Source organism: Candidatus Venteria ishoeyi (assembly GCF_030378065.1).
GTDB classification, from domain to species: Bacteria; Pseudomonadota; Gammaproteobacteria; order Beggiatoales; family Beggiatoaceae; genus Venteria; species Venteria ishoeyi.
Map to the genome: position 1 here is coordinate 20939 of NZ_JAUCGJ010000037.1, position 24427 is coordinate 45365.

Genomic DNA, 24427 nt, shown 5'->3' on the forward strand with positions numbered 1-24427 from the left:
ACAGGTTTTGAAGTTTTGAAATATAAAAAAACCGCCTTTGCTTCACGCTGGTTTTTCTGTTTATTACCTAACGGGTGTTACGCAAAGGCTTCTTTCTGGAAAAAGGCTACCATTTCCAGCTAACGATCATGTAGGTGGCTCATCACCCCGGAACATAAAACAACCCTGGAATTTGTATTGCTTCATAGTAAACTGATGGCATAAACACTGACAAACAAAAGCTTAAGGAATCAACAATGAGCGTATTTAACCAAACCAACCAGCATGTAGGTACTCAAAATAATATTGTCAATGAAACCAGGAATGAAGGCGATACCTTCAACATGTCCGGTGATTTTCGCGGGGCCAATGTTAATATCAAATCCACCTTGAATAATGTTACGCAAACAATTGGCGCACTGTCTAATGCAGATGATTCCCTCAAAGAAGAACTGAGTAAGCTAATCCAGCAACTCAATGATACTCTGCAACAAGCACCCGCAGAAAAAGCTGAAGCAGCCGAGGCAGTGGCAAAAACCGCTGAAGTTCTGGTACAGACCAGCGCGGCGGAAAAGCCGAATAAAACCCTGTTGGAGATTACTGGCAAGGGACTGTTGGAAGCCAGCAAAGCCGTGGCAGACATTATGCCCACAGCCTTGAAAGTCGCTACACAGATTGTGGCTGTTGTCGGTAAAATCACCGGAGTATGACTATGGGCGATAAAATGGATTTACCGGGTGATTTTCGTGGTGCTACAGTTTACATAAAATCTACTGTTAATGGCGTTACAACAGAACGCGCTATCCCTCTCCACCGCCCACCAAGAGCGGCACATTTTACCGACCGGGTAGAAGCTTTAGCAAAACTACTGCAAGACCTCCGCCCCGGCAACACAGCTACCCTGTGCGGCCCCGGCGGCATCGGCAAAACCGCGCTGGCCACCGAAGCCATCTGGACACTGGCACCGGATAATAAAGCCCCTGAATTATTCCCTGACGGCATTTTCTTCCACAGCTTTTACAACGAACCCTCAGCGGACGTGGCGCTGGAATGGATAGCCCGTGCTTATGATGTGGATTCACAAGGCATGGCGGAACAGGCGGCGCGTCACGCCCTGAGTGGTCGTCATGCCCTGCTGGTGCTGGACGGTGCCGAAGATGCCGATGATTTACGCAAGGTTCAAAGCGTAGCGGGAAACTGCGGGGTGCTGGTCACCAGTCGCAAACGTCAAGATGCTATCGACCAGCGTCAGGATATGCAGCCCTTGAAACAAAAAGATGCGCTTAAACTGCTGCATGAATGGGCAGATCGTCAAATAGACAACGAACAAACAGCGCAACAGATTTGCCAACTGCTCGGCGGCCTGCCGCTGGCGGTACGCCTGGTGGGGCGCTATCTTAACGAAACCGAAGAAACCAGCACGGAATACCTGGCATGGCTGGAAAAAATGCCCCTGGAAGCCCTTGATCCTGACAACGAACACCACCGTCATGCCTCGGTGCCGTATTTACTGGAGCGCAGTCTGGCGCAAGTCAGTGAAACTGCGCGGGATGTGTTGGCGCTGGTGGGTTTACTTGCCATGTCGCCATTCGATCAGGAAATCATCCGCCACAGTCTGCAACTATCTGAGGGTGATTTACGCAAGGCCATGCGGGATTTAATCGGCTACGGCCTGCTGCAACGTGAAGATGGTCGCTACCAGGTCAGCCATGCTTTAATCCACACCTACACCCGCGAATCCCTGCCACTTGCCGATGCCGTGTTTGAAAACCTGGTGAACTGGTATATCGACTTCGCTAAAACCGAAAGCGCCAAAGGACTAGCAGGTTATCAAGGACTGCACCCGGAACGCCCGCATTTGTTGTATTTGCTGGACAACTGTATGCAGCGTCAAGCCTGGCAACTGGCTGAAAATATCAGCAGGGCAATAGAAAATTACCTGGATATTCAAGGCTACTGGGCAGAGTTGATTATCGTCCAGCAAACAGGACTGGAAGCGGCCTGCAAACTGGAAAACAAGCGCAACGAAGGGGTATGGCTGGGCAACCTGGGCAACACCTACCGCGCCCTGGGCCAGGTTGAGAAAGCCATAGCCTATCAAGAACAGGCTTTGCTTATCAGCCGGGAGATTGGGGATAAAAGTAATGAAGGCAACCAGTTGGGCAACCTGGGCAACGCCTACTACGTCCTGGGCCAGGTTGAGAAAGCCATAGCCTATCATGAACAGGCTTTGCTTATCAGCCGGGAGATTGGGGACAGGCGCAACGAAGGGGCATGGCTAGGCAACCTGGGCAACGCCTACAGCGCCCTGGGCCAGGTTGAGAAAGCCATAGCCTATCATGAACAGGCTTTGCTTATCAGCCGGGAGATTGGGGATAAATCAGGAGAAGGTGCAGACTTGGGCAACCTGGGCAACGCCTACAGCGCCCTGGGCCAGGTTGAGAAAGCCATCGACTATCATGAACAGGCTTTGCTTATCAGCCGGGAGATTGGGGATAAATCAGGAGAAGGTGCAGACTTGGGCAACCTGGGCAACGCCTACAGCGCCCTGGGCCAGGTTGAGAAAGCCATCGACTATCATGAGAACAGGCTTTGCTTATCAGCCGGGAGATTGGTAACAGAAGCAGTGAAGGCAACCAGTTGGGCAACCTGGGCTTAGCCTACCGCGCCCTGGGCCAGGTTGAGAAAGCCATAGCCTATCATGAACAGGCTTTGCTTATCAGCCGGGAGATTGGTAACAGAAACAGTGAAGGCAACCAGTTGGGCAACTTGGGCTTAGCCTACAGCGCCCTAGGCCAGGTTGAGAAAGCCATAGCCTATCATGAACAGGCTTTGCTTATCAGCCGGGAGATTGGTAACAGAAACAGCGAAGGCAACCAGTTGGGCAACCTGGGCTTAGCCTACAGCAACCTGGGCCAGGTTGAGAAAGCCATCGACTATTATGAACAGGCTTTGGCTATTAAGCGAGAAATTGGAAACAAGCAGGGAATAGGCAATACATTGGGCAACCTGGGCTTAGCCTACAGCGACCTGGGCCAGGTTGAGAAAGCCATCGACTATCATGAACAGGCTTTGCTTATCAGCCGGGAGATTGGGAATAAACAACTAGAAGGCAATACATTGGGCAACCTGGGCAACGCCTACAGCGACCTGGGCCAGGTTGAGAAAGCACGGGAGCTCTGGCAACAATCCCTGCAAATTTTTGAGGAAATCAAATCTCCCACTGCCGAAACAGTACGGCAATGGCTCAAAGACCTCGATACCAATAACCCCAGCAAACAAACCAACTAAACGCGCCAGCGTTAAGTCCCAGCAACCTCAAAACCAAGCCCCAGCCCCCGCCGCGCCCAGCACGCCCCCCGCAGCTTTTTCGGGTTGCCTCGGTGTTTAACTAAGAGAAGAACACTGAGTAAACGGGGCTTTCAAAGCAAGAAATAGAATTCCAGGCCGCCACATAACCCTTTAAACAGATTCCCAGGCAGGGTGTGGGGGTTTTGGCACTGCGGCTTTCCCACGCAAAAAAATAAGCCCACTATTTAGTGGGCTTTCCGTTTATTACTTCAGTTTTTTGAAGATTATCTTAAACATCAACCACTCTTTGATGTTTAGATATAAACTTAACATCCACTTATTGCCAGATGACTTTTTTCGCTTCATAATTAACTCCTCTAATGAAGCAGATTAGAAAATGAAACGCTGTGCACTCCAATGGTCGGGAAACTACTTGGACTGTGCGGCGTTTCGCCGTTTAAAGGTTGCTAAGGTAACTCGCAAGAAATAACATCCCCATAGCACGCAGGATTTTTATCCGTGCAAGTTACTTAATATATATTGAATGATACATTTTGAATAAGCCATTGACCAATACATTTTGAATCAATCTTGAATCAATCTTGAGCAATACATATTGATTTCAATCACTGAAATTTTGTCTAAAAATTCATACTCAAATTCCCTTGTTCCCAACGTCCTCGTTGGGAATGCAGACCTGGAAGCTCCAGCTTCCCGTATTCATTTCGGCAAGCTGGAGCTTGCAAGGCAGGCGTTACCAAGCTGGAGCTTGCAAGGCAGGCGTTACCAAGCTGGAGCTTGGTAACAAGGGAAATTATCTTAAACATCAACCACTCTTTCCCTCGTTCCCAACGTCCTCGTTGGGAATGCAGACCTGGAAGCTCCAGCTTCCCGTATCCATTTCGGCAAGCGTTACTAAGCTGGAGCTTGGTAACAAGGGAAATAATAACTTCAGGACTGGCAGTCCTTAAAGGACTGCCAGTCCTACGCTCAAAGTTATTATGTGAACTTAGTGTTCGCTGTACTAGATTCCCGTCTACACGGGAATGACAAAAACTGTGGTTTTCAGCTTAGACGGGGTTTATTACATATCTGCTTGCAGGCGCTTCCCCATATGCCGAAAACGCAGTTCAATATCCCAAGCTTCCAGATGGGTGCGGCGATTCAGGTATAAACTGAAACCACCCGCGATATAAAAGGGTTCAATCACAGCAATGGCAAGCAGGTTAAAACTGGCAAGCAGCCAGTAAGCCCAAGTATCGGCATATTCATCATGCACAGTCGCGGATAATATTTCATCAGCCCAATAGTCTGCGCTTTCCGGTAGAAAAAATAAAAATAATAGAATGAGAGAGCCATAAATCACCCATTCAAATAAAAAGCAGGCAATGCTTAAAGAACGTGCAATACCCATTTGGTTTTTGAGTAATAATCGCTGACGTTTGTGGCGTAGCCTAAAACCCAGGTTTTCCAATTGCCAGATGGGTAGGCGAAAACTACGTGAGAGGGATAAACGTAATAAAAACACGCCCAACCATAAACCTTTTTTAAAGATGGCATGTATAAAAGCGCGCAGGCTGGGCAAAATCGCGGGGTATTCACCGAATAAGGCGTGACTGAAAAAATGTAATAATAAAATATCCCATAGGGGTTTGAGTAACCAGACTACCAGCGCTGCCAGATAAGGCCATTGTGCCAGGAAGAAATAAACCAGCAGGCCCGATGGCAGGAATAACAATAACCAGAATCGATAGAGTTTGAGCGCATCGTGCTGGATTAAAACCAGCCCCAGATCGATGGCTTCCCAGGGTGCGCGTGGACGTACAATCGCACGAATTTTATCCAGTTGCATGAGTACGTCCTGCGCGGATGAAATAAGCGGCAATAAACAACCAGAAAAACAAGCCAACGCTATATTTAATCGGTGCGGGTATCAGCGCGTTGGATGACCAGAATGCTTCCACCACTGCCGCCAGCGCCAGTAATAATATCATGCCATAAACCAGCGGCATGGCTTGAGCAGCGGCACGGCGCAGGGAGGCTTTACGCGAATAGCGTCCCGGTGCGATTAGAGCAATACCCAATTTTAAGCCTGCCGCGCCTGACAGCACAATACCAGTGAGTTCAAAGGCGCTGTGTCCGGCAACAAAGGTGTAAAAGGTTTCGCTGTAACCCACCTTAAACATGTGTCCGGCGATAATGCCAATGACCATGCCGTTATAGATGAGAAAAAATAAGCTGCCAAGCCCCAGCAGCAGACCTGTGGCAAAGGTTTTAAAGCCAATACTGATATTATTTTGAATATAAAAACCAAACATCATCATATCGGTGTCAGATTCCCGCTCGCGCCCGATACGCGAGAATGAGGGTTCGTACATGGCTTCATATTCCGCGACTTGTTCGCTGCCCATCACATCATAAATTAAATCTTCCTGCCATTGCGCCAGCATCCAGAAGGCCAGCAGCGGCCCGTAAAACAATAAGGAAGCGGCTAAAAACAGGCGTTTTTCGCTGCGTACCCGTTGTGGAAGGCCTGTGCTGAGAAATTCCCAGAGATTGCGCCAGAATCCGTCTGCCGGTTGGTATAACTGCTGTTGTCCGCGTAATACCAGTTGGTTTAAGCGGTTTTGTAAATAGGGGGAATAATGCCGTTCCCGTGCCAGCGCCAGATGTTGACACACCTGGCGATAGAGGGTGGGGAAGTTTTGTATAAGACCTTTCATGTCAGGCAGGCGTTGACGCATCGGTTTATCTTGCTCATTTAGCCAACGCTCCAGTTGCTTCCATTGCTGCTGATGCATTTGTTCAAATTGTTGTTGTTTCATATTTGATCACACTTAGGAAAGTCTTTCAAACAATATTTGCCTGATGGGTTTTGCGTTTCACAGACTTTGTATGCTTTGCCATTAACGGGACATCTATGCCGCTTGGAAGAAGTGTCCGAGGTGCAGGAGGTTGAACGGCAATCTGACATATCTGTACACCTTTATCGTTCTAAAAACCAGAATAAATGATACGGGAAAATAGCCTAATCTTAAAATTTCCCTGTTTCCAGCGTAAATCAGTAATGAATCAGGTTTGTTCAGAAGGCTTCCAATGGTATGCTATGAGTATTTTTTGCAACCCAGCCCAAAATAAAGAACAATTATGGCCGATTCAGAACACTTGGCGGTGTTAATGCAAGGCATCAAAGCTTGGAACAGTTGGAGAGAGAACGCCTCGACCTGGGCCGACTTGTCCGGGAGCGATTTGTCGGGCCTAAATTTATCTAAGGGTGAGTTTTTCAGAGCGAACTTGTCCCGGGTTGATTTAACCAAGGCAAACCTGAGCGGTGCCAACCTCAATGGCGCAAACCTAACTGAAGCTAACTTGTCTAAAGCCAACCTGACCCGCGCAAACCTTAATGAAGCCAATCTCAGTGAGGCCTATATGTCAGATACCACCCTGACAGATGCTACGCTGAGCGAGGCTAACTTATCCAAAGCCTATTTGATACGCTGCTTTCTCTCTGGCGTTAATCTCAGCGAGGCGAATCTGTTTCGCGCCAATTTGTTTGAATCGGATATGTTTCGTGCCAATATGACAGGATCGAATTTATTTAAGGCCAATCTGACTGATGCCAATCTTATTGAAGTGTATTTGTCTAATGCCGATTTATTTAAGGCTAATTTCACCGGGGCCGATCTGACCAGCGCCATTTTAATTAATGCCAATATCGTTGAAACCGATTTTACCAATGCCGATCTGAGTAAAGTTAAACGCAATGAGTGATGATGAAGTCGCATATAAGGCCGCTTATAATGCCGGACTTGCTGCACTGAGCCGCCGTGATTACGCTAAGGTGGAATTGCAGCGTAAACTGGCGGCTAAAGGCTTAGCGGCAGAAGCTATCACCAATGCCTTAGAAAAACTTCAGGAACAGCATTATCTGGATGAATCCCGCTTTGTCGAAAACTTTATTCAAACCCGCTGTAACCAGGGTTATGGCCCACAAAGAATACGCCAGGAATTACGCCATCGTGGTATTGATGAAGACTTGATAACAACAGCACTTGAGCAGCAGACAGTAGACTGGTGGCAGCAAGCACATCAAGTCCGGGAAAAACGCTTTGGGCAGCAACTGCCAGAGTCGATGAAACAGCGGGCCAAGCAAATGCGCTTTTTAAGTTATCGGGGTTTTAGCAGTGAGCAAATTCGCGCTGTTTTGTCAGAAGACTAAAGCCTGATACGTTGACAAGGTTTTTTCCACCATTGGTCATGTTTTATTAAACCCAAACCAACCCCAATCTTATTATCTCTTCATATCCATTATCACTTTTCATCACGCGGTAGGACGTTATATGAAAACCATGAAACCATTTCACCTGTTATTTTTATGTTTTATTTTCTTGCACAGCCCTGTGACATGGGCTGTGGATATTGGCGCTCACCATTACACGCCGTTGCCAACACTGCAAATGGATGTCGATGGTCGCTATGAGCGCATTCAGGGTTATGCATTTCAAAACTTCACGCTGAATGTAAAAGTTGAAGCCAATACACAAAGCGGGGTTCCTGTTGACTGGTGGCTGGTGGCACAAGTGGGAGAACTGCTCTTTTCTTATCAGTTTGATACGCAATTACAACAGTTCTACTGGCGTGAAGGCGTACATGCACTGGCACAAACCCCATTACAGAGTTTTCCCCGCACGCCTTTAATACCCTTGTCCTTGCCAGCCGGGGATTTCCGCTTATACTTTGGCCTGGATACCGAAGCGGATGGTCAACTCAGTGGTTCGTTGCGTTTTAGCACCCTGGAAATGAACATTCAGGCGCTGCAAAGAATTTTTTATGTCTCACCACAAGGGGATGATAATCATCCTGGTACGCTGGCGCAGCCCTGGCGCAGCCCGGAAAAGGCCGCACAAACCGCGCAGGCAGGGGACTTAATATTGTTTCGCGGCGGCACTTATCGCAGCCAGCTAACGCCAGTCAACAGCGGCAACGCAGCCTATCCGATTATTTTTGCCTCACACCCAGGGGAAACAGCGGTATTTAATGGCAATAGCGTTAATCTGGTGAAAGGGCCAGGTGCGCCATTTTCCAGTCTGATACTGGTTAATAACTTAAGTCATATCTGGCTGATGGGGTTAAAAGTGCAAGGCTCCCAGGATGCTGGCATTCTGGTCTATAACAGCAACAATATTCTGCTACAAGACAATTATGTGTATGACAGCCACGATGCGGGCATTGCCGTATGGCGCAGTCAGAATTTTAGTGTTGACGGTAATGAAGTCCAATTGGCAAACAATGGCAGCGGCACCGAGCAGGAAAATATATCCATTGGTGAAGATGCGCAGGATTTTGAGATTCGCTATAACAAAATTCATGAAGGCGGCGGTGTGCGCGGTCATAATGCTTTATCCATTAAAGATGGCAGCCGTAATGGCCTCATACATCATAATGAAATTACCGACATCCCCAATAACAGTTGTCTTTATCTGGATGCCTGGAATGCGCTGGTGGACAATATCTCGATTTACCAGAATCGTCTGCATGACTGTCATTATCACGGCATTGCCCTGGCAGGCGAGCGTGGCGGCACAGTGAGCAATATCTCTATTTATAATAATCTGATTTATCAGAATAATTACGGTCTGCATCTGGGTAATGGTTATACTTCACCCATGGAGAATATTCAGATTTATAATAATACTTTTTATGATAATGGGCCGGGCAATGTCTATGGCGGTTCGATTGTACTGCGCAACAGTGAAGCGAATCAGGTGGTGGTACGCAATAACCTGATGGCCAGCGATGATGTGCAATTGCAAAAGCTGCGTGATGCCAGTCGTTTAACTGTAGAGCATAATTTATTCAGCCATGAGGATAAAACCAGCAGCAATGGTGAAATGCACGGGGATAACTTTATCCTCGCCGATCCCTTGTTCGTCAATGCCAATCAGCTTGATTTGCGCTTGCAGGCGGGTAGTCCTGCCATTGCTCAGGGTAGCGCGGCAACCGTACCGGTAGATGATTTTGATGGGCAGGTGCGCTAAAAAATATTGCTAAGGAGTGAGGATGAAATAAATGCAGAAACTGGGTGCAGGATTTTTATTCATTTTCAAGGCGTGAAAACAGGCGCATAGCAAGCTATGTAACTGCCTAAGTCCAAACAGGCACAACGTAGAAAATGGAGAAAAAGACCAGCCAAGTTGCTGAAGTTATAAAATTCTCACTCCTAAGCAAAACGACAATACCCTGAGCGTTGGAATGAACGGGAAACCAGGAATTTATCCCCCCATCGATGTGGTCTATCTTAATCCTGATTTCAGTGCATTAATAATAGAAAACAGCTTAGGTAACTTGCAAGAAATACCCCCCCGTAGCACGCAGGATTTTTATCCGTTTTCAAGGCGTGAAAACCAGCACATAGTAAGCTATGTAACGGTTTTTACAATGCGGAAAACGGGTAAAAAGACCAGCGAAATAGGGGATGTTATTCGCTGTGAGTTACCTAATGTCCTGTATTTGAAGTTCTTGTGGTGCAGTGGCCTAATTATATTCCCATTCCAGTGGTAAATGTTTTTGTAAGGTTTGCAGTAAAAGATTACGTTCTATGGGTTTGCTTAAAAAATCTATGCAGCCTGCATCATAAGCATTTTTCTGAACATCCTCATATGCGCTGGCAGATATGGCAATAACAGGCAATTTTTCAAATCCTGGTAGAGCGTGTAATTGCCGTGTAATTTCCAGGCCGTCCAAATCACCTGGCAAACGCAAATCCATTAGCACCAAATGTGGTCGCCAGTCCGGAGCAACTTGCAAACAGGCTTCACTGCTGTTGGTTTCCTGTATTGTAAAGTTCAAGGGTTGCAGCATCAGGCGCAGCACTGCACAGTTGAGGAGGATGTCATCAACAATCAAAATGCGAAATGGCTCAGGATTGTCAGTATTTTGAGGACTGGCAGTTCTATGGTAGCCGATGATCTTTTTTTGTACTTTCAATGTCTGTTGTTGTGTGGATGTATTTTTAAAAAGCACTGCAACGGGAATTCGTGCATGAAAACAACTGCCTTCCCCCAATTGACTTTCAAGTTCAATGTGTCCCCCCATCAACTCGATAATCCTGCGGGTAATCGACAAGCCCAGGCCAGTACCCTGGCGTTTATGTTGCCTGTCGCCAATCTGTGAGAAGGGTTGAAAAATTTCTTCGTATTGTTCGGGTGCTATGCCAGGGCCGGTATCTGTTATGCGGATATGCAATTGGGCATCGTGGTAATTTACAGTTAAGCTCACATGCCCTTGCTCGGTGAACTTCACTGCATTACCCAGCAGATTTATGACAACCTGGTGCAAGCGTTTAGGATCGATGGATATATAGTCAGGCAAGGATTTTTCAGCTTGATAGTTGAAAGCAACACATTTTTTTTCTGCACGAAAACGAAATATCTTTACCACTTCCCAGAAAAATGACTGGATATCTACTTCTTCCGGGAATAGTTCAATGTGACCGGCCTCTACTTTGGCTAAATCAAGAATATCGTTGATGAGCGTCAACAAATAATGCCCACCTTTGTAGATACTTTCTACCGATTCTTTATCTTCTTCTGTCAATTGGGGGGAGTATTGCAGAATTTGTGCAAAACCCAGAATCGCATTCAGCGGGGTGCGCAACTCATGACTCATGTTGGCAAGAAATGCGCTTTTGGCGTGGTTGGCAGCTTCGGCTTGTACAGTGCGATACTCCAGCTTTTTTTGCAAGTCACGCAGGGCAAGGTGGGTACGTACGCGGGCAAGCACTTCTTCTGTTTGGAAGGGTTTGGTGACATAATCCACACCACCCGCAGCAAAAGCTCGTATTTTGTCCTCAGTTTCTGTCAAGGCGCTGATAAAAATCACCGGTATATCGCAGGTGCGTGGATCGGCTTTAAGTCGCGTGCATACTTCATAGCCGTCCATATCCGGCATCATGATGTCGAGCAACACCAGATTAGGTGGTTTGGCAAAAGCTGCGCGCAGTGCCAGACTGCCATTTGGAACCGGACGGACTAGATAGGATTCGGTAATGAGGATATTGCTTAAAACATACAAATTTTCCAGTGTATCATCTACTACCAGAATATCTTGGGCTTGGGTTTGGGTTTTGTCCATTATTAAACCTGTTTATGTGTTTCAATCCAATCTAAGGTTTACTCTACGGGGTTAGGAGCAAGAATTTTATAACTTCAGAAATTGAGCTGGTCTTTTTCTCCATTTTCTGCGTTATGCCTGTTTGGACTTAGGCAGTTACATAGCTTGCTATGCGCCTGTTTTCACGCCTTGAAAATGAATAAAAATCCTGCGCCCAGTTCCTGCACTTATTTCATCCTCGCTCCTTAGTCAAATCACGCCCGTCAAAGCCTGTACCAGATTTTCCATGTTAAAAGGTTTGAGCAAGTAGCCGTCCATGCCTGCATTCAGGCATTCTTCACGCCCGGTGGCATTAGCGGTGAGAGCAATGATACGGGGGCGTTGCGTACCATATTGACGATGGATGGCAGCAGTGGCCTGTATGCCATCCATATCGGGCATTTGAATATCCATCAATATAATGTCGTAACTTTGCCGGGTCAGTGCTTCCAGAACCTCTTGCCCGGTAGCTGCCACATCCGCCTGTAAACCCAGTTTTTTTAAAATAATTAACCCGATTTTTTGATTGACCAGATTATCTTCAGCAAGCAGAATACGCAGATTAGGATCCAGTGTATGCCGCTTGGATTTAACAACGGGTAATTCGAGGATGAAACACGCCCCCTGACCTGCTTCGCTCTCACACCAAACCTTAGCATTCAGCGCCTCCGTCAATTTTTTAACAATAAACAAACCCAAGCCGGTGGAGTGTTCGCCGCCAGTAGGCTGAGCGCTGAGACGGGAAAATTTGCCGAATAATTTAGCTTTGTCCGCTTGCGTGAATCCCGGCCCTTGATCCTGGACATGGATTTGGAGCTTGTCCGGCTTGACATGCAGACTGATATTAACTTGTGAGTCTGGTGGTGAATATTTCACTGCATTGGAAATCAGGTTGTCTAAAACTTGTCGGAGTGTATCGGCATTGCTCAATACCGGGGGCGGCTGAGGCGGCATGGTAAGGTGCAAGTGAGTATTTTTATCGGCAGCGGGCAACTTGTAGTGTTCGGTGATAGCTTGTAATACTTCAGTGCATTCTATATGTTCAAAGTTGATTGCCAGTTTTCCTGATTCAATGGCATTTACATCCAGCAGATTGGTAATCAAGGTAAACATTTTTTGTGCGCTGGTTTCAATTTCATCGGCATAGTGCCTGATAGGTATGTTTCTAGTTGTGTCCGCGCCTGCTTTTATTTTAATTAACTGCGCTATGCCCCGAATACTGGCCAGTGGATTTTTTAAATCATGGGCGGCCATGCCAAGAAATTCATTTTTTTCCTGGTTGAGCTGTACAAGTGCTTCATTTTTTTCCTTCAGTGCATCTTCCGCTGCCTTGCGTGCAGTGATGTCTTCCTTGATAGCAATATAACTGGTGGTTTTACCTTGTTCGTCCTTGACCGGGGTAATACAGGCTTGTTCCCAATACAAAGAACCATCCTTACGTTTGTTGCACATTTCACCGTTCCAGGTGTTTCCCTGTTTCAAGGTGTCCCATAAGGCTTTGTACACATCGGAATCTTGTTTTCCAGACTTGAGGATACTCGGGGTTTTCCCAAGCGCTTCCTCGGCACTATAACCGGTAATGTGGCTAAAGGCCGGATTGGTAAATTCTATCATACCGCGGGTGTTTGTAATCACGATGGTATTATGGCTTTGTTCCACGGCACGGGACAATTTACGCACGGTTTCTTCAGCCTGTTTACGTTCTGTCAGGTCAACGATAACACAAACAAAACCCTCACATACACCATCCGCATTGGATAAGGGATTTAGCCAGTGACTAGCCCAAATCAGGCTGCCGTCCTTGCGGATAAACTGTTTGTCCATCTGGAAAGTATCCAGCTCTCCGGCACGCAGTGCTTGCAAAGCTTTCTCAGTTGGAGGCCGATAATCTGGGTGATTGAGTTCCAGGCAGCGCATGCCAATTAACTCTGCTTGCGGATAACCAAAAATTTCAGCGCATTTGCCGTTGACTTGTTGATAATAGCCATTAACATCCAGCATACCGATACACACAGCGGCATTATTGATGACTGCTTGCAGTTGTAGGCGACTGTTATGTAGTTCTTGTTGTGTGCGTACCAGTGCCAAATGAGCAGCAACCCGTGCCAGCACTTCCTCGGCTTGAAAAGGTTTGGTCAGGTAATCTACGCCGCCTACTTCGAAGGCACGTATTTTGTCCTCAATTTCCTCCAGAGCACTGATAAAAATGACGGGTATATCACGGGTGCGCGGATCGGCTTTAAGTTGCGTACATACCTCATAGCCATCCATATCTGGCATCATGATATCAAGCAATACCAAATCCGGTGGTCTGGCAAAAGCGGCTTGCAGTGCCAGAGCACCGCTTGGAACCGGGCGAATTTCATAGGATTTGGTGATAAGAATATTGGTTAAAACATTCAAGTTTTCCGGGGTGTCATCTACCACCAGGATATTTGGGGCTTGGATATTGTCCATTATTAAACCTGTTTATGTGTTTCAATCCAATCTAACAGTTGTTGGTATTCATAAGCTTCTAGCCAATCTGTCAACTGTGCAGCCAATTTACTATCCTCTGCCTTGATTTCTTCTAGCAGACTCTTTACTTGCTTCAGGTTGGCCTCAATTACTGCCTGCTCTAACGCCTCCAGCCATTTTGCAGAGAGTTCCACTATTGTACCGGAGTCCGTGCTGACTGTGGAAGTTGTCTGCTGCTTATCATAGATCCATTGCAATGGCAGATATTTTTGCAATGTTTGTAATAATAATGTTCGTTCTATGGGTTTGGCCAGATAATCCACACAACCAGCAGCACGGCTGTTTTTCTCATCTTTTCCATAAGCACCGGCGGATATTACGATGACAGGCAGTTTTTCAAACCCTGGTAGTTCATGCAAGCGTCGGGTGGTTTCCAAACCATCTAAACCCGGCATACGCAAATCCATCAGCACCAGATGCGGACGATAAGCTGCTATGAGTTGTAAACAATTTTCACCACTATCCGCTTCCTGAGTATCAAAATTTAGTGGACGCAATATTTGGCACAACACTTCCCGATTGTCGGCAATATCATCAGTGACCAAAATACGTAAGGGGGCTTCTCCCTTGCGGTGGTGATAACCTATAATTGTTTCTTGAGGCAGTTTTTTCTGGGAGCTGCTAAAGCTTTTGAGAATGGCTTTAGCCGGAACCTGTACATAAAAACAACTGCCTTGTCCCAACTGACTTTCAAGGCTGAGAGTCCCTCCCATCAGTTCAATAATCTGTCGGGTAATTGACAGTCCTAATCCAGTACCTTGCGCTTTGTAACGATTCTCGCTGGTTTGTGAAAAGGGTTGAAAAATTTCTTCGTGTTGTTCTGGAGCAATACCAATTCCTGTATCTTCGACGTGGATATGTAGAGTATCGTCATCATAGCTTATCTGCAAGCAAACATGGCCTTGTTCGGTAAATTTCACCGCATTTCCCAGCAGATTTACCAATATTTGACGCAGGCGCGTTGCATCTGCATAAATTCCATTTGGTAGTGAGATGTCGGTGTGGTATTTGAAGTTAATATTTTTTTTCTTGGCTCGTAACCTAAACATATCTACCAGTTCCTGAACAAACAACTGAATATTGATTGCTGTTGGAAACAGTTCGATACGTCCTGCCTCAACTTTGGCTAGATCCAGAATATCGTTAATTAAGATCAGCAAGTATTCTCCACCACGATAAATACTATTTACTTGTCGCTTGTCTGAATCGCCTAATCGTGGAGATTGTGCCAGAATTTGCGCAAAGCCCATAATTGCATTAAGTGGGGTGCGTAATTCGTGGCTCATATTTGCCAGAAATGCGGATTTGGCACGGTTGGCGGCCTCAGCCTCTTCTTTAGCTTTTTGTAAGGCGTGCTGAGTTTTTATGCGATCAGTAATATCACGCCAAATACAAAACAGGGCATTTTCACCCTCGTAAGGAATACGGGTTAAACTGACCTCAACTGGGAATACGCTACCATTGCGCTTTTGATGCAACCACTCAAAATGGTGATGCCCATGGTGATAGGCCAACTGCATCATTTTATCAGCTAATTGCTTGGAAGCTTGCCCACTGTGTTGATAAGGAGGGGAGTGGGCTGCGGGATGCTGGTTTGATAATTCTAGTGCTGAATTGTAACCGAGAATCCTTACGGCTGCGGTATTGGCAAGTATAAGTTGATGGTCACAAATAAGCCACATAGGATCATCAGACAATTCAAACAATCGTCTATATTTTTCCTCACTTTCATAGAGAGAATACTCGGCCTTTTTACGCTCTAGGATTTCATGCCGTAGCTTATGATTCCAATACAGCATCAATACCAGAATCAGTAATGCAGTCCCCAAAACTTGCCACAATAAAGTATAGTCTAGCGTTTCTTTAAGAGTATGAGTGGTCCATTTACGCTGGACTTGAGTATGCTCTAGCTGACTCAAGGAGGCCACAGCTTGATTCATGATGTCTGCCAGTATGGGCCAATCATTACGTACTGCGATAGAAATGGGGTAGGAGTAATCCAGCTTGCTGATGATTTTAAGGTTATGTACCCGTTCTTGCAGCAATTGAGTCGCATGTTCTAAAGGAACAGCAAAGGCATAAATCTCATCCGCTTCCAGGCGTACCACCATTTCATTGATATTGAGGCTAAGCAGCTTGAGGTTGGGGTAATCGTGCTGCAAAAAACTTTTTAGCGCAGAATGAGCCAACACACCAATGGTTTCATCATGAAATACTTCGAGTCCGCTGGCAAAGGGTTTGTCAGGTTTAGCAATAAACACTTGGGTGATGTTGAAATAAGGCTGAGTAAAACCCAGATAAGCTTCCCGTTCAGTGGTTTTTACCGCACCGGAAATAAAATCACAGTGCCTTTGGCGAGTAAAATCCAGGGCTTTTTTCCAGCTTTTACCAGCATCTCCCTGCACAATGGTAGGAACAGGTATAAATTCTACACCTAGCTTGTTCGTAAGCAGGTGCAGATAATCAGCAAAAACCCCTTGATGTTGATCATTTTCAAAGAAATCGTATGGCTTCCAGAGCGGATTGAAACAATAACGTAAGCTGGGGTGTTGCTTGAGCCAAACTCGCTGTTCCGGGGTTAGAGATAAGCCGGTTTTTTTTGTTTCTTGATGGTGTCCCTGCCAGCTTTGCTGAATACGCTCGAATTCTGCGATGGGAATTATTTTCAACGCCTTATCCACAATACTTTTAAGCAGTGGCCAATCTTTACGGATGGACATAACTACCGGAAACCGACTTTCTTCTATAAGACCACTGATTTTGAAAGAAAAATTATTGTGTTGGGTGCGCCACCATTCTAAATTGGAAGAACTGACCAGTGCTGCAACTTGATTATTGAGCAAAGCATTCGCCATCGCTTCATTGCTATTGAACCCCTTCAGTTGAATATCCGGTAAAGTACGCAACAATTGTTCAATTTTTTTCACCCCACTTAGATAGCCTACGGATTTACCTTCCAGTTCGCCCAGTGTAAGAGGGGGGTTGGGTTCGCTGGCGTGGGTATAGAGATAAAAATAAGAGAAGGTATAGGGTTCCGCATAAATAAAATGCTGATCCCATACTGAGTTGGGAGTGGATGCCGCCAAACCATCAATTTCAAGTTTGACAGCCTTATCCGTCACCACAGCCCATGTATTTTCTATATGTAGATGAAGACGATTATCCAGGTACTGATTAATCAGATTAATATGTTCTATGAGTGTACCAGAGTAAGTACCGTCTGGGTTACGAATGATATCCGGCTGAAACTGATTGGTATAACCTAATACAATTTTTGGATGAGCATCCAGCCAGGCGCGTTCTGCTGTCGTTAATTTGATAACAGGTGTTCGCTCAAGCTGCTTTTTCTCTTCAGTATCAAATAAAAAACGCTGTAAATAGTTTTTATCGCCAATCCCATCCTGACGCATAATCATTGCGGCGACCTCATCAATCAATGGTTCAAAAGCAACCCCGATAGGCAATGGTAAGGGCATGATCATATCGTGAGTCTTTTCCGCCTCATATACTAATGCCTCCCGACTTTTGCGCTGGGAATAATCACTAAGAATCAGCTCAATAATTTCTTGTGGATGATCCAGTGCATAACGCCAGCCTTCATTGCTTGCTTCGATAAAATCCTTGGTCTGTTGTGGATATTGCTCAGTTTGTGTATCGCTGGTAAATAGATAGACATCACCAATACTACGCATATAGTCAGCGAGTTCGAGAACATTAAATTTTATACCATGTTGCTCCAGATAAAACGGCTCATTGGTGATAAATGCACTCATTGCATCAACTTCACCATTTATGAAGGGATCTGCATTGAAGCTATGAGGAATAATCTCAATATTTTCTCCAGGCTTCAGATCTTTACGCTCAAATACCAGTTTCAGTAATGGAGATTGGAGATCTTTTTGGGATAACATTAGACGTTTGCCACGTAAATCATCTAATTTGGTAATTTCTGGTGAAGACAAAATCACCATTGGCATCCGTTTGAAATAGTTTGCCAACAACTTGACCGGCTTACCCTCCAGCCGTGAGCGCACGATACTGCTGTTGGTTGTGGCGTATTGCACCCGTCCAGACAGAACCTCTTCGATAATGTCCATGTCGGTCTGGTATTCTCGCAATTCCACCTGCAAACCACGTTGTGCATAAAAACCCTGCGCAATTGCAGCGTAAAACCCAGCGAACTCGAATTGGTGCTTCCATTGCAGTTGCAGGGTGATTTTATGCAAAGGTAGCTCTTGTGCTTTAAGCACAGCACTTAGCAATAAAATAAGTAGAGAAAAAATAACACGTATAAACATAAAGCTTTTAACAATGCTTCCAATAAAATGAGAGGGAAATAAAAACTGTAATAGGCTTAGGAATACGCATTAAACAACCTCGATATCTCCGCTATGAGCTTTGGATATTGTCCATTATTAAACCTGTTTATGTGTTTCAATCCAATCTAATAGTTGTTGATATTCATAAGTTTCAAGCCATTCTGTTAACTGAGCAACCAGTCCAGTATCTTCTGCCTTGATTTTTTCCAGCAGACTGTTTGCTTGCTTCAGGTTAGCCTCAACGACTGCCTGCTCCAACGCCTCCAGCCATTCTGTAGAGAGATTTACTTTTATAGCAGGGTCTGCGCTGGCTGTGGAAGTTGCCTGCTGTTCAGCATAGATCCATTGCAATGGCAGATATTTTTGCAATGTTTGTAATAATAATGTTCGTTCTATGGGTTTGGCCAGATAATCCACACAACCAGCAGCACGGCTGTTTTTCTCATCTTTTCCATAAGCACCGGCGGATATTACGATGACAGGCAGTTTTTCAAACCCTGGTAGTTCATGCAAGCGTCGGGTGGTTTCCAAACCATCTAAACCCGGCATACGCAAATCCATTAGCACCAGATGTGGATGATAAGTTGGTATGAGTTGTAAGCAATTTTCACCATTATCAGCTTCCTGTGTGTCGAAATTCAGCGAACGCAATATTTTGCACACCACTTCCCGATTGTCGGCAACATCATCAGTGATCAAAATACGTAAGGGGGCTTCTCCCTGGCGGCGGTGATAGTTGATAATTGTATTTTGAGAAAGTGTCTTCTGGGGGCTGCTAAAGCTTTTGAGAACCGCTTTAACCGGAACCTGTACATAAAAACAACTGCCTTGTCCTAAATGACTTTCAAGGCTGAGAGTCCCCCCCATCAGTTCAACAATTTTCCGAGTAATCGACAGTCCCAACCCGGTACCCTGTGCCTTGTAACGATTCTCGCTGGTTTGTGAAAAGGGTTGGAAAATTTCTTCGTGTTGTTCTGGAGCAATACCAATTCCTGTATCTTCGACGTGGATATGTAGAACCTCGTTATCATAGCTTATCTGTAAGCAAACATGGCCTTGTTCGGTAAATTTCACCGCATTTCCCAACAGATTAACCAATACTTGACGCAGGCGCGTTGCATCTGCATGAATGCCAGCAGGTAGTGAGGTGTCGGTGTGGTATTTGAAACTAATATTTTTTTTCCTGGCTCGTAACCTAAACATATCTGCCAGTTCCTGAACAAACAACTGAATATTGATTGCGGTTGGAAACAGTTCAATACGCCCTGCCTCAACTTTGGCTAGATCCAGAATGTCGTTAATTAAGGTCAGCAAGTATTCTCCACCGCGATAAATGCTGTTTGCCTGTTGCTTGTCTGAGTCAGCTAAGCGTGGAGATTGTGCCAGAATTTGTGCAAAGCCCATAATTGCATTGAGTGGAGTGCGTAATTCGTGGCTCATATTTGCCAAAAATATGGATTTAGCTCGATTGGCAGCCTCAGCCTCTTCTTTAGCTTTTTGTAAGACTTGCTGAGCTTTTATACGCTCAGTAATATCACGACAGGCACCGACAAAGGCTACAGGATTTTCCCTATCATCTTTTACTACATTTACCGACATCCAGGTATTAAAAATTGTGCCATCTTTTTTTATATGTGTATCTTCTCCCTCAAGATGCCCGGTTTGCATAAGCTGCTCGAAGAATGGTTGAACTTCTTTTTCTATTTGCTCTTTTGAATGAAAGAGACTTAAGTGCGTTCCTGATAACTCTTCTTGTGTATAACCATGCATGTCTGCCCAAGCTTTGTTTACAAATTGATTATTGCCATCCATATCAGCGATAGCAATCCCTTCAGCAATTTGGGTAACAGCCAAATTCAGCATATGCAAATTCTGTCGCATTTCTTTCTGTGCGGTAATATCGGTGATCACCCCTTGCCATACACAAGTTTCATCCTCTTGCAAAGTCGCATTGGATTCGATACGACACCAGCGGGTTTTTCCTGTCACGATAAAACGGCCTTCCCAGAAAAAATCTGTTTTAGCTGCAATATTCGCTGTATTTTTTGCGAAGAAATCTGCTCTATCATCAGGATGGATATTGCTAACGACCACTGACAGTGTTTGCCATGCATCAGTGAGTCTGATACCTAGCATTTGTGTGGCACGGGGGCTGATATAATCAACCTTTCCCTCACCTTTTGCCATGCTGCGAATTGTAAAAAGGCCAACCGGCACACGTTGCACCAATTCATCATATTGGGCTTTACTTTGTTGCAAAGCCTGCTCAGATTGCTTACGTTCACTAATATCACGCCAGATACAAAACAGGGCGCTCTGTCCCTCGTAAGGGATACGAGTCAGGCTCACCTCGACCGGAAACACTGTGCCATTACGCTTTTGATGCAACCACTCAAAATGGTGATGCCCCTGGCGGTAGGCCAACTGCATCATTTGATCGGCTAATTGCTCGGAAGCTTGTCCAGTCGCTTGAAACGGGGGAGAAAGTGTTGCCGGATGCAGGTTCGATAACTCATCTACTGATTTGCAGCCGAGAATCCGTGCCGCCGCCGCATTGGCAAGTACAAACAGGCTATCACGGATAAGCCACATGGGGTCATCAGAATGTTCAAACAAAAGTCGGTATTTTTCTTCACTTTCATGGTGTGAGTGTTGAGCCTGCTTTCGAGCCAGAATTTCATGGCGCAGCTTCTGGTTCCAATGCAACATCAATCCCAAGATCAATAATGCCATTCCCAGTACATATCGCAACAGGGTGTAGTCAATTTGTGGCGTGACTTCCATGCTAAACCATTTTTGCAAAATACTGTTCTTTTCTTCCTCACTAATGGAATCAAGTGCTTTTTGCAGGATAGGCACCAGTTCCGGCCAATCACTGCGCACACCAAATCCCATCTCAAAGCGGTGTTGCAGCTCTCCCGATACTTTGAGATTGGTGATGCCATGATGACGAGCTATATAACTCATAATGGCGATATCACCAATATAGGCAAAAGCTTCTCCTTTGGAAACGGCCAGCATTGCCGATACAGAATTAGAATAGGTTTGCACGGCAATGCTAGGATATTGGTCAGAAAGCAGCTCTGCGGAAGCATAGCCTTTTTCGACTGCCAGGATTTTGCCTTTGAGTCCATCCAGACCATCAACAAACCCAACTTTGTCACTGGTGATAATCATCATCGGGTGTGAAATATAGGGTTTGGTGAAGTGTGCATAGCCCTTGCGCTGCTCCGTTTTCATGGCAAAAGAGAGCATATCAAGTTTTCGCTGTTTGACCATTTGTATAATTTCAGGCCAGGGTTTTACCGGTGAGCGTTGAAACTCAATACCAAGCCGCTGTCCAATCAACCGGATATAGTCCGCTGCAACGCCTTGATACTTTTCATTCGTAATACTCTCATAGGGTGGCATATTGGCATCCGAGGCAAGACGAATAGTTGGATGTGCTTCAATCCAGGCTTTTTCATTATCAGTAAGTTGTAATGATGGTTTGGGCTTGAAGTTAATCCATTTTGTTTTAAGACGGTTAAACTCTTCAGAGCTGAGTTCAGCCAGTGCCTTGTTGACAATTGAAAGGGCCTGAGGAATCTCTTTGCGTATTCCAACATGTTTACCAGTAGCGTATTCCGAGGTGGAAAAAGCAATTTTCAGATTGCCTAGCAAGTGGGATTTGGTTAGGTAGCTTACTTCAACCAATGAGCCGATGGTATAGTCCTGAGTACCTATGATGACTGCTTCAAGTGCTTCAAGTGTCGTATCAAAATATTCTAATCTGCTGGGTTGGTGGAAATGTACAAACTGCTGTGTAGCTGAGTTACCTCTTTTAAGTGCTAATTTTTTTGTTGCCAGCTCTGCAAGTGAGCCAATATCGGGAAGACCCTTGCGAGTAATAACCACTGTTCCAGTTTCAATATATTTTGGTGAGAAATCCAGGTACTCCCCCCGTAAAGACGCGCTCGATGTACCTATCAAACCATCCAGTTCACCAGATTTTGCTCGCTCCTGAATATCTTGCCATTGCCCGGAAACTATCTGAATCTGAAAATTAAAAGGCTTCAGCTTTCTGTTTAGTAACTCAACAAGGTCTGCATTAAAACCGTCGGCCTCACCTTTTTCATTAATAAAGTCCATTGGCTTCCAATTGTTATCAGCACCTATTTTTAGTACAGGTTGCTGCCTGGTAAACTGGATCTCCTCATCAGATAGCGTAATATTGGGATTCTCATCAACCATTGTGGGCATTTCCACCCCCAACCACTTGCTTGCAATGCGGCTTTTTTCTTCTTGACTGATGGCAGCAATACCTTTATCCAGGATAGATAGAAGTAAGGGCTGGTCTTTTCGTACACCAATCCGGGCAAAACCAGTAGGCTGCTGGTATTTTAAATAGATAACCTTGAGACCGGGAAGAGCCATTTCCTGAAGATTACCCATAATGTTATCAAAAGCACCAAAACCGGCTGCTGCCTGCCCGGTAATAATTGTGGCGAGAATTTCTTTTTTGTCTATCACTTCCAGCAATTTGAGGCAGGGGTGATGCTGTTGCAGAAATGCTGAGTAAGAAGAACCTTTGTGTACCGCAATCTTGCGTCCACATAATTCATTTAGGTCTGAAATCGCCGCTTCATTCTCTGGCGCGATAACTACCTGCGGCACGGCAAAATAGACTTTGGTAAAATTGAGGTACTGCTCTCGGTATTCCATTTTATCTGCATTGAGAATGGTATCCACTTCATGCTTCATCGCCCGATCTAATGCCGTGTGCCAGTTCGATGTGATGTGCTCAAATTGAATCCCCAGTTTTTTCTCAAGTAGCGCAATATAATCCACATCCACTCCTTGCAGTTTGCCGGACTTGCCATAATAGGAGCGGGGATAATTGGTGGCAATCGCCATGCTGATTTTCGGCTGTGCTTTGAGCCAGGCACGTTCTGCTGTCGTTAATTCGATAGCAGGTGTTTGCATAAGCTGTTTTTGCTCTTTAGTATCAAATAAAAAATCCTGCAAATAACTTTTGTTTCCAACCCCATCCTGACGCATAATCAAAGCTGCGACCTTATCAATTAAGGGTTCATACGCAGCACCAATGGGCAGCGGTAGCGGCATGATCATATCGTGGGTTTTTTCCGCCTCATACAATAATGCCTCCCGACTTTTGCGCTGAGAGTAATGACTAAGAATCAGGTCAATGATCTCTTGTGGATGATCCAGCGCGTAACGCCAACCCTCATTGCTGGCATCAATGAATGCTTGGGTTTGTTGTGGGTATTGCTCAGCCTGCGCATTACTGGTAAACAGATAGACATCACCGATACTACGCATATAGTCGGCGAGTTCGAGAACATTGAAATCAATGCCCTGTTGTTCCAGATAAAACGGCTCATTGGTGATAAATGCACTCATTGCATCGACTTCGCCGTTTATAAAGGGATCAGCATTGAAGCTATGCGGGATAATTTCGATATTTTCTTCTGGCCTCAAATCCTTATGCTCAAACACCAGTCTTAGCAGTGGGGATTGGAGATCTTTTTGGGATAACATGAGACGTTTGCCACGTAAATCATCTAATTTAGTGATTTCTGGTGAAGACAAAATCACCATTGGCATCCGTTTGAAATAGTTTGCTAACAACTTGACTGGCTTACCCTCCAGCCGTGAGCGCACGATACTGCTGTTGGTTGTGGCGTATTGCGCCCGTCCAGACAGAACCTCTTCGGTAAGATTCATGCCCGTTTGATATTCTCGCAATTCCACCTGTAAACCACGTTGTGCATAAAAACCCTGCGCAATTGCAGCGTAAAATCCAGCGAACTCGAATTGGTGCTTCCATTGCAGTTGCATGGTAACTTTATGCAAAGGTGGCTCTTGTGCCTTAAGCGCAGCACTTAGCAATAAAATAAGTAAAGAAAAAATAATGCGTATAAACATAAAGTTTTTAACAATGCCTTCAATAAAATGAGAGGGAAATAAAAACTGTAATAGGCTTAGGAATACGCATGAAACAACCTCGATATTTTCGCTATGAGTTAATAATCAGGCAGCATTTATTTTCCATGCACAAGGTTAAAACCTTCGCCTTTCAGGCGAACAGATTTATCTCTAATGTTTAACGGTAAAACTTAAAATATGGGTTTTAGCGCTAACACCCCAAAGGGGTATTTTAATATAGC

At 45.3% G+C, this 24427-nt stretch carries 12 protein-coding genes; 6 read left to right on the forward strand and 6 right to left on the reverse strand.

Annotated elements, in window-relative coordinates; genetic code table 11:
- The first annotated feature begins 236 nt into the window (after positions 1 to 236).
- Genes QUF61_RS12705 through QUF61_RS12715 form a run of 3 tightly spaced genes read left to right on the forward strand, consistent with a single transcriptional unit; the run spans position 237 to position 3270 of the window.
- Positions 237 to 689 (forward strand): hypothetical protein, encoded by a 453-nt coding sequence (locus QUF61_RS12705; protein ID WP_289682011.1) that lies wholly within the window; start codon positions 237 to 239, stop codon positions 687 to 689.
- Positions 690 to 691: 2 nt separating this feature from the next.
- Entirely contained in the window at positions 692 to 2638 is a 1947-nt protein-coding gene (locus tag QUF61_RS12710; RefSeq protein WP_289682012.1) for a tetratricopeptide repeat protein, read from the forward strand.
- Positions 2572 to 3270, forward strand: a complete 699-nt coding sequence (locus QUF61_RS12715) for a tetratricopeptide repeat protein (RefSeq protein ID WP_289682015.1) — start codon at positions 2572 to 2574, stop codon at positions 3268 to 3270. The genes QUF61_RS12710 and QUF61_RS12715 overlap by 67 nt, the downstream gene beginning before the upstream one ends.
- 1084 nt (positions 3271 to 4354) lie before the next feature.
- Here the strand turns inward: QUF61_RS12715 and QUF61_RS12720 are convergent.
- A complete protein-coding gene (locus QUF61_RS12720; protein WP_289682016.1) occupies positions 4355 to 5122 on the reverse strand; it encodes a hypothetical protein in 768 nt (255 codons plus the stop codon).
- Positions 5109 to 6095, reverse strand: a complete 987-nt coding sequence (locus tag QUF61_RS12725; RefSeq protein ID WP_103921148.1) for a stage II sporulation protein M — start codon at positions 6093 to 6095, stop codon at positions 5109 to 5111. The genes QUF61_RS12720 and QUF61_RS12725 overlap by 14 nt, the downstream gene beginning before the upstream one ends.
- Positions 6096 to 6417: 322 nt before the next feature.
- On the opposite strand from QUF61_RS12725, the gene QUF61_RS12730 reads away from it, so the two are divergent.
- The 3 genes from QUF61_RS12730 to QUF61_RS12740 all read left to right on the forward strand — a co-directional run bounded on the left by QUF61_RS12730 (position 6418) and on the right by QUF61_RS12740 (position 9308).
- Positions 6418 to 7041, forward strand: coding sequence for a pentapeptide repeat-containing protein (locus QUF61_RS12730; RefSeq protein WP_103921147.1), 624 nt, complete (start codon positions 6418 to 6420; stop codon positions 7039 to 7041).
- Positions 7034 to 7489, forward strand: a complete 456-nt coding sequence (gene recX / locus QUF61_RS12735; protein WP_289682017.1) for a recombination regulator RecX — start codon at positions 7034 to 7036, stop codon at positions 7487 to 7489. The genes QUF61_RS12730 and recX overlap by 8 nt, the downstream gene beginning before the upstream one ends.
- 121 nt (positions 7490 to 7610) lie before the next feature.
- The gene (locus QUF61_RS12740; protein ID WP_103921145.1) at positions 7611 to 9308 is read left to right on the forward strand and encodes a right-handed parallel beta-helix repeat-containing protein; all 1698 of its coding nucleotides are present in this window, start codon (positions 7611 to 7613) and stop codon (positions 9306 to 9308) included.
- A gap of 496 nt (positions 9309 to 9804) precedes the next feature.
- Here QUF61_RS12740 and QUF61_RS12745 read toward each other — a convergent pair whose 3' ends face one another.
- The 4 genes from QUF61_RS12745 to QUF61_RS12760 all read right to left on the reverse strand — a co-directional run bounded on the left by QUF61_RS12745 (position 9805) and on the right by QUF61_RS12760 (position 24185).
- Complete coding sequence (locus QUF61_RS12745; RefSeq protein ID WP_289682019.1) at positions 9805 to 11403, reverse strand: ATP-binding response regulator; 1599 nt, start codon at positions 11401 to 11403, stop codon at positions 9805 to 9807.
- A 228-nt stretch (positions 11404 to 11631) separates the two neighbouring features.
- On the reverse strand, positions 11632 to 13878 hold the full coding sequence (locus QUF61_RS12750) for a response regulator (protein WP_103919530.1): 2247 nt from the start codon (positions 13876 to 13878) through the stop codon (positions 11632 to 11634).
- A 2-nt stretch (positions 13879 to 13880) separates the two neighbouring features.
- On the reverse strand, positions 13881 to 18164 hold the full coding sequence (locus tag QUF61_RS12755; protein WP_289682020.1) for an ABC transporter substrate-binding protein: 4284 nt from the start codon (positions 18162 to 18164) through the stop codon (positions 13881 to 13883).
- Between the two features lie 189 nt (positions 18165 to 18353).
- Positions 18354 to 24185 carry a transporter substrate-binding domain-containing protein gene (locus QUF61_RS12760; protein ID WP_289682021.1) on the reverse strand — a complete coding sequence of 1944 codons (5832 nt, stop codon included), beginning with the start codon at positions 24183 to 24185 and terminating at the stop codon, positions 18354 to 18356.
- Positions 24186 to 24427 lie beyond the last annotated feature (242 nt).